This window comes from uncultured Ruegeria sp. (genome assembly GCF_947489545.1).
Lineage (GTDB): Bacteria > Pseudomonadota > Alphaproteobacteria > Rhodobacterales > Rhodobacteraceae > Ruegeria.
The window spans coordinates 1-909 of record NZ_CANLDZ010000077.1 but is presented as its reverse complement, the minus strand read 5'-3'; the positions used below and the strand labels follow the sequence as shown (position 1 = coordinate 909).

Here is a 909-nt window from a genome sequence, read left to right as displayed (position 1 = left end):
ATCAATCCAGTGGATCGATTGCCTGACGAACGCGCAAAGCGCTGGAACGTAGGTTCAAATCCTACTCCCCGAAACCAGCGTCAGATAATCCAAAACAGCCTGTTTAGACTACAATTGATCCACTGGATCAATTGCTTAACGTCCTCACCTCGTCAGGCTCATAACCCCAAGCTCACAGATCTAAACCACGCGCCCCGAAACCAAACGTTAACACATAAAGACAATCACTTAGCCTCGCAACTCGCGAGACTTTTTGCGTTCCGCAATCCACGCTGGAAGCGCTGTGGAAGCAACAGGATGTGGTAAAGCTCTGTGGCAGAGCCACAACAGACATAAGTCCACAAAACATACGTAAATAGTCGCGACGAGCCCATATGCGGGACGGATCGCTTGTTGATTAAGCCAGCTTCGCAGTGGCTGTCATACAGATGCCGCCGGCGATAGAAACCGGCGCTCCCAATTCCGAAATATCGGCGTGCCTTACTCACCGATCCGGTCTGCGCAGCGTGCTCACGAACACCACTTACGACATATCTCTGGCTGGTCCTTTGTCGTCGATTACATCCTCCTCATCGAAATTGGAGCTTGAAGAAGATGTCTCGCGGGTACGTTCGTAATCTACACCCGCGCTCTATCACCAACGGAGTGGCTATGGCTCCAGAATTGTGATCTAAACGACGTTTCAGATGACGACAAGGCATCCCGAATACGGGTCTATTCTATTGGGTCAGGTTGCGACAGAGTGGCATGCAGTCGCCAGTCGCTCAGCGGGATGATCGTGTTGTCAGCTGCGCCCCCGACGCGGTCAAACAAAACAGCGATTGTTTGCGACGCGCCCGAGTCCTGAGCCTGCAGATCAATCATCAATCTGCCGACGCCAGAATTTGGGTTCTGGTTGGCGCAGTCTGA

General features: G+C 52.4%; 1 protein-coding gene. It reads right to left on the bottom strand.

Features of this window, described 5'->3' with window-relative positions:
* Window positions 1–714: 714 nt before the first annotated feature.
* Window positions 715–909: hypothetical protein (locus Q1B13_RS26825; RefSeq protein WP_299085952.1), on the bottom strand; the 195-nt coding region annotated here is incomplete at its 5' end.